The sequence below is a fragment of the Oscillibacter sp. genome, assembly GCF_031978065.1.
In the GTDB taxonomy this organism is placed as follows: Bacteria; Bacillota; Clostridia; order Oscillospirales; family Oscillospiraceae; genus Oscillibacter.
On the sequence record NZ_DALZCH010000149.1, the window covers coordinates 1 to 6508 of the forward strand.

Annotated in this window: 6 protein-coding genes; 2 read left to right on the forward strand and 4 right to left on the reverse strand. The window is 51.2% G+C overall.

Going from position 1 to position 6508, the window contains the following annotated elements:
* The 4 genes from RTK01_RS15460 to RTK01_RS15475 all read right to left on the reverse strand — a co-directional run.
* Positions 1-415: hypothetical protein (locus tag RTK01_RS15460; RefSeq protein ID WP_312281834.1), on the reverse strand; the 415-nt coding region annotated here is incomplete at its 3' end.
* 9 nt (positions 416-424) lie between these two features.
* Positions 425-2551, reverse strand: coding sequence for a hypothetical protein (locus RTK01_RS15465; RefSeq protein WP_312281835.1), 2127 nt, complete (start codon positions 2549-2551; stop codon positions 425-427).
* A 3-nt stretch (positions 2552-2554) separates the two neighbouring features.
* Positions 2555-2950 (reverse strand): hypothetical protein, encoded by a 396-nt coding sequence (locus tag RTK01_RS15470; RefSeq protein WP_312281836.1) that lies wholly within the window; start codon positions 2948-2950, stop codon positions 2555-2557.
* The gene (locus RTK01_RS15475; RefSeq protein ID WP_312281837.1) at positions 2947-5544 is read right to left on the reverse strand and encodes a hypothetical protein; all 2598 of its coding nucleotides are present in this window, start codon (positions 5542-5544) and stop codon (positions 2947-2949) included. The genes RTK01_RS15470 and RTK01_RS15475 overlap by 4 nt, the downstream gene beginning before the upstream one ends.
* 79 nt (positions 5545-5623) lie before the next feature.
* Between RTK01_RS15475 and RTK01_RS15480 the strand changes: the two genes are divergently transcribed.
* Positions 5624-5875: a hypothetical protein gene (locus tag RTK01_RS15480; RefSeq protein ID WP_312281838.1), complete on the forward strand. Its 252-nt coding sequence runs from the start codon at positions 5624-5626 to the stop codon at positions 5873-5875.
* 114 nt (positions 5876-5989) lie between these two features.
* The gene (locus RTK01_RS15485; RefSeq protein ID WP_312281839.1) at positions 5990-6421 is read left to right on the forward strand and encodes a DUF2513 domain-containing protein; all 432 of its coding nucleotides are present in this window, start codon (positions 5990-5992) and stop codon (positions 6419-6421) included.
* Positions 6422-6508 lie beyond the last annotated feature (87 nt).

A 6508-nucleotide genomic window follows, 5' to 3' on the forward strand; every position in this document is an offset into this window, starting at 1 on the left:
ACCCCAAATGCGGGCGCTTGATCGTTCCCCCGGAGGAAGTAATATCGCAGTATTTCGTAGTGTCATCATAAGTAATCGTAGCCGTGCCAGAGTACATTTCAATTGACGGTACAACAGCAAATCCGATTGGCCGCTCTCTGATCTGTCGGATAGTACCGTTTAATGTCAGGCCATTTGCAGAGCCGGACACTGTACCGGAGATTAATTGCCATCGGTCAAGAGCAAACGGTATGCTTCCGTGATTCCCGCCGATACCAGCTTGCGCTATCGGATTCGTGAAATTTGTGTTGTCAAGGAACTCCCAAAACTGCTTGTCCTCAATTGAAAGGTCAATCGCTCCGCCGGGAAGCGCCCGCTCAATTGCTTCGTCGATTTCCGGCCCCTCCCGGGCCAATGTGTATCCTGTATCTGCCATATATCCCCCTTAAAAATAGACTACGATACATCCGGGAGCGCCGCTCCTGCCAGCGGTCCCATTTCCCTTGGCTCCGCCGAGAGCAGTCCAAGTAAATGAGGCCGTACCGGATACCGTGGCGCTCAACTGTCCTGCGCCACCGCCTCCGCCACCGCCGTTACCGCCTGTACCGCCCGTTCCGTACTTCTCCTCGCTGGGTTCAGGTGTCGGGTGTGCATCCGCGCCGCCCCCTCCGCGCGCGATTTCGGATACGCTACCGGTTTCGATTCCGGGCGCATTGGTGCCATTTTCTCCGAATGCCGCGCCGCCGCCACCGCCGCCGCCGATACTGGCGGACCCAACCGGTACTGTCATAGGTCCGGACCAGCCAACGCTTCCGGAGCCGCCAAGCCATCCGGCTACATCCTCGCCCTTTTCTCCATCGCCTCCGCTGCTGCCGCCGTCTCCACCGTTGCCTCCGTCCGTACCATCTGTTCCGGGAGCGCCAAAGATATCGCCAGTCATCCCATCAATGTATCCGCCGGGCATCCGCTCCCCGGAATCCGATGTATACGCCCCAAATGTCGTGGCCTGCCCGTCTTCTCCGGGTTCGCCCGGGTCCTGACCTGCCGTGCCGCCAGAATAGGCATGATAGGGGATTTGAGTTCCGGGGGTAAGCAGGATTTCTATTTCCAGAATTTTTCCGCCAAGGCCCCCAAGGCCACGTTCACCGCCCTTGCCACCGGCTCCGGGCCCTGCGGATTTCGTGCCGCTCCCAGAGTAATGCAGCACGGAATCCACGCCGTCCGCGCCGTCTTCTCCAGCTTCACCGCCGGTTCCGGGGGACACCAGAACGCACTTTCCGCGCGTTGCTCCCTCTGGTACGGTCCATTCTCCGGCCCCGGTAAGAAGCACCCGATTGTTGTAGTCGTTGCCCCGGTGCGTCGGGGCATAGTCTGTAATAATTGTCGTGTTGGCCTTTAGCGTCGCGCTTATAATGATGCTCATGGACTGCAAAAGCCCCTTAGCCAAGTCCCCGAACGCATCTTCTAAAAACACGGCATCACCGGGGCGCTCTCCATCCTCCACAATCGGCACTGACAACGTTTTCGCACTAGAGTAATACGCCAGTACCCGGTCAGCAACAGAGCCGCTATTCGCCATGGAAACCAGCGTGGCGTCCTTTACGGGGACGATATTTTCCGTCGTTGCCTCCAGCCGCCGGGAAACAATCTTGGTCTGGTGGGTATATTCCTTGCCGGTCAGTGTGCCAGTGCCGGAGACGATGGCATAGTTAACGCCGCTCTCGTGGACCGTCAGGCCAGAGGACGGCGTAAGGTCGTGGCAGGGCTTATCAAAAGTAACGGTCTTGTGGTCAACCGCCCCGCTGCCGTCTGTGTTGTCAAATAGCGTTGCTTCTGTATCTGCCGCCGTAGTGTAATAAGCGTGTTCTGTCACGTCAACTCCGGTTGCCGGAGTGTTGTACGTCAAACTACCACCGGTGTACATCCGGTCGCCGATAATCTCCGTCGGAGCATCGACCGACAAAAAGGCAAAGTTTATGCCACCGTCAGCAGTCTTCCTGACTGCCGCACCAGTGGCAAAAAGCAACTGTCTTAAATTGCCCCGCTTGGTTCCTGACGGGAGCCATCCGAAAATTAACGTAGCCGCAACGTCCGGGGCCACCGTGTATTCAAACACCCCGCCGATAATGCCCGCCAGCACCACATCCATGCGCTGCCCCGTGTACAGCCCGCCCATATGCGGCAGCTTATCTAAAAGCCCGACAGCGGACACCGCAGATAGGTTAAAGACGGTTTTCCCGGCCCTGACAATCTCCGACTTGTAAAGCCTCGCCTTTAATACGCCGTCTCGCCAATACTCCACCGGCGTACCGTAAGGGATGGACGTAATGTCCGGATCGCTTGACTTGCAAAAAAGCTTCTTCCCGCTGGCGGTCAAAAGTCTCTTTGAATCCGATGTAAAAAGGCTTTTGGGCACTTTGCACAGGCTGAAAATATCCGCCTCCAAGGTGTCAATGGATAGCTCGTCCTGCGCAATGGCGTTCGCGAAAAAGAGATTCCCTCCGTCTAAGCGGTTATCTTCTAATTGGGGATTACGTTCCCATCCAAACCCGCCACAAATTATCTTATCCATGCGTCACCTCACGATCTGGGGCGCAATCGGGATAAAGTTAACTTCGATTTCATCCCAATAATTTACACCCTCGGCAGCCGTCCTGAGTTTTCGACTGCCGGAGGTGTAATACGCCTGATACGATATGGAACTCTGCCCGCTTGCGGCTTCGAGCATCACGTAATCATCTGCCGAGTGCTGCTTGAGATAATCCCACAGAGCGTCAAAACCAACATTGTCTTTGCCGTTGAAAAAGGTGATCTTATGCCCAATGAACGACCCCAGCACATCCCGTATCATGCGCCCGTTGCCCGGATTGCGGCCTACGTTGTCGCCGTCAAGGACATTGAAATTTTCCTCAATGGAAGAGATTGCAACGGTCGCATCAAATGAGATTCCGTTTATTTTTACATAGTTCATACGCCCTCCACCATCTTGATTCCTACGCGCTGGTTCTCTTTTGCTGCATAGGGATTCATGAGCCGAGCAAAGGTCTTCCCGTCAACCTGCAAAACAATATCTCCGCTTTGCCCTCCGCCGGTAATCCCCATTTCATTCATCACCTCGCGGATACCTTGCTTGATGGTCCCCATGGGCGCTTCAATGTTCGTCCCGCTCTTCTGGTCCCCCAGTACGGCCATAAACTCACGGTTCGGGGGGATGACTGCGCCGGTGGCGAGGTGGGGGAGGCTAGAAGGTACGGCCTGCATGCTCGAATAAAGAGAAGATGAATTCCCGCCGCCCAGACTAGATGTAGCTGATTTCCCCATTGATTGCGCTTGAGATTTTGCGGAGTTTATGGCAAGCGTCATGGCGAGGATTCCTGCAACAATCGCTGCAACTGCCACGCCCATAGACCAAGAGGATTGCAATGCTCCAACGGCCAGCGCAGCGGCAAACGCAGCGGCGACAAGTGCACCCAGAACCGCAACGACTTTTTGAACCCCGTTCATTTTATCCCAGTTATGAGCCAAGTCTATAATTGCCACTGTGATCGCAGCAAGCGCAACAGCGGCTAAAAACGCAGTCGGAGAAATCCCCCCAACCGTAGCCATAAATATTTTAATTGCCCCGGCAATTGAGGTTATCACACTCTCAATCTTGTGAACGGTGTGGTAAGCAAGGATGCTTGCAAGGGCCGCCAACAGAATGTCGAAGGCTCTCTGCACGCGCTCTGGGTTTTCCGTTGCCCATTCTGAGAATTTTTGTAGAGCTGCGGTTATTCCTTTCAGTGCCGCAATGATAATTTCCCCGGTCCACTTTCCGAGCGGCTTCAAGAAGTTCTCCCACAACCATTCCCCGTACGGCTTTAACGCCTCCACTATCGCAGTAAACGCATCGATGGCGGCAGCGCAGAAGTCAAACCATGCCGGCATATAGTCCTCAATGTAAAACGACGCAAGCGGAAGAAGAACGTTTGTGTACGCCCAATAAAGGCCGTCCAATATCAGGTCAACGAGCGGTTCTACGGACTTTAGCAACCCGCGAAAAGATGATATAATAGGCTCCATATTTAGACTATTGGCCCACGCAAGGGTAGCCGATGCGATGCGGTCAACGAAATTAAGTACACTCTGCACGATGTTTAAAATGGATTGCCAGATGGCTTCCCCGTTCCCGTTGGCCTCCCATGCAATTCTGATCCGCTCCGCAAGGGCACCGACTATGTCAAATATTTTGGAAACAATAGAATAGGCCGTATTGAGAATTTCAAGCCCTGTCCCGTTTGACCAAACATTCATAAATGTGCTCCCGATGGAACGGATTAAGTTCAATATCCCGTTAAGCGCGTTTTTCGCGGAAGCAATGACCGCCTGACTATAAACATTCCAGCTCTCAGAAAACGGAGCAAAAAAACCAGCAAACCAATCTTTTAGTTCTTGGAATATGCCCCGGATTCCGGAAACAAGGGCTTTAATTTTCTCAGAAAGCCCATCAACAGTCTTTTCCGTGTCTGGGGATACTCCCGGAATTTCCGATGGTGATTCTTGCGCATCGCTATTGTCGGCCAACTCGGATGATAACTGGTTTATTTCATCAAACGTGGCAACGGCCTTTTTTTCTTCCTTATTCGTTTTTTTGACCGCATCTGTCAGCTCATCCTGATTTGCCACGCTGCCTTCTATGGCACCATCAACCCCGGATGCGTCCTGTTCGGTTTGCTTCATCTGAGATGATGCCCCGCCAAAAAGGGCAGTCATAACGTTATTCACGGCATTGGCGGTATCAATCATCGAGGAAACAATTGAATTCAGCGTTTTCACCAAAGGTTTCAGCACTGTAATTAAAGCTTGTCCAACGATGGACATAAACTCTTTCCATTGCTCCGATAAAACGCGGGTCTGGTTTGCCCAGTTATCTTCGGTCCGTATGAAATCACCACTTGCCAAAGCGAGTGCGTCTGTAACATACCGATATCGTAGCATGACCCGCTCCGATTGATTCATTGCGTCGTATGATTTCGTGATTCCTTTTGCTCTAGCGTATTCCTTGAGGTTGACATCCGTCATAACCACGCCAAGTTCTTTTAATGCCTCGGTTTCTCCCGTCCAGATGCCGCGCAGCCTTATCTTTGCGAGTTCTTGCGAAATATTAAAAAACGAGGCCACATCACCCGTCAGTCCGGTTGCTGCAACAGCCATATCTGATGCAGCATCGGCAGAAAGTCCCATGGACTTCCCCATTGCCATAAAGTTTGATGCGGTTTCTTTTGCTGCCAACTTGGACATGCCAAAGCTTTTTATGGACGTTTTTGCAAAGTCCTCAATCTTATAGGACATATCTCCAAAGGCAACATCAACCACGTTCTGAACTTCCGCAATATCGCTCCCTAGGTTGATGCATTCTTTGCCGAAATTGATAATCGTTCTAACGGCAAACGCGGAAGCAATTACGGCTCCGAGCCGCTTTACTGCCGCAGTCAACCCGTCAGTTTGGGTCTGCATGCCAGAAATTCCCTTTACAAACCCCTTGTTGTCTAATGAGGTGTCGATTATTACCCTGCCGTCTGCCATATGCTCACCTCTTTTCACTAAAAAATCTTGCTTTTAAATTGATTTCGTTGTATGTTATTCAATAAAGGCGGTGTTGCAAATGTTTGGAAAGAAAATTGTAAAAACGGCGATTGTTTCAGAGGATAGCCGGAAAAGCGCAGCAAGCGCTGTAGCACGTGGGGCCGTCGGAGCTGCGCTCATCCCCGGCGTTGGTATCCTTGCAGGATTGAGTGCAAAAAACAAAAAAACAACCACTTTCGTGATTGAATACTCTAATGGTTCCCGCACAACGAAAACCGTTAAAACCAATAGCTCTGAATTTAAGCAGTATTGCAAATACCTTCAAATGTAAGGGCTACCATTTGAGCGTAAGAAAACCACCCTCATAATTGAGGATGGTTTTCTTTTTTTGTGCTTGTCCCCTTCCTCTGAAAGTGGTAGGATTTGGGAGAAAGGAGGTGAATGTATGCGCTTAGATACAGATTGTATTCGGGATGTCCTCTTATGCATCGAAGACAACACAGGGCTTAGAACAATGTGTTTTTTCATTGATTCCGGGCTTACTTCGGTTGCACAATGGACCGGGGATGTCACAGAACCGCCGGGCTACCAAGAAGAGCTTTTGAAGAAATATGATAATGACACGCTTGTTTACCACATTCATTACTGCATAGAATCTGAATTAGCTATCGCCCGCGAAGGAAATTGCGGATACAAAATATGGATTTGCGATCTTTCCCCGGCAGGGCACGAACTTCTTGCAAAAATACGCGACATCGACCAATGGCATTCCGTAAAAAAGGGATTGTCAGCAGTCCGCAATTTTTCTTTATCGGCAATTTCGTCCGTAGCAGAAGGAGTAACGTCCGCAGCTATCAATGCTTATTTGGAAAAATAAATGTTTTTTCAACAACCGCACGACTGCACGCTTTCAGCTCTGATCTAGTTGGAAGCGTGTAGTTTTTTTCTTTGATATAATGCAGCA

Coding starts and splice junctions, on each gene's coding strand:
- RTK01_RS15465 (WP_312281835.1), bottom strand. CDS start 2,551: ATGGATAAGATAATTTGTGGCGGGTTTGGATGGGAACGTAATCCCCAA.
- RTK01_RS15470 (WP_312281836.1), bottom strand. CDS start 2,950: ATGAACTATGTAAAAATAAACGGAATCTCATTTGATGCGACCGTTGCA.
- RTK01_RS15475 (WP_312281837.1), bottom strand. CDS start 5,544: ATGGCAGACGGCAGGGTAATAATCGACACCTCATTAGACAACAAGGGG.
- RTK01_RS15480 (WP_312281838.1), top strand. CDS start 5,624: ATGTTTGGAAAGAAAATTGTAAAAACGGCGATTGTTTCAGAGGATAGC.
- RTK01_RS15485 (WP_312281839.1), top strand. CDS start 5,990: ATGCGCTTAGATACAGATTGTATTCGGGATGTCCTCTTATGCATCGAA.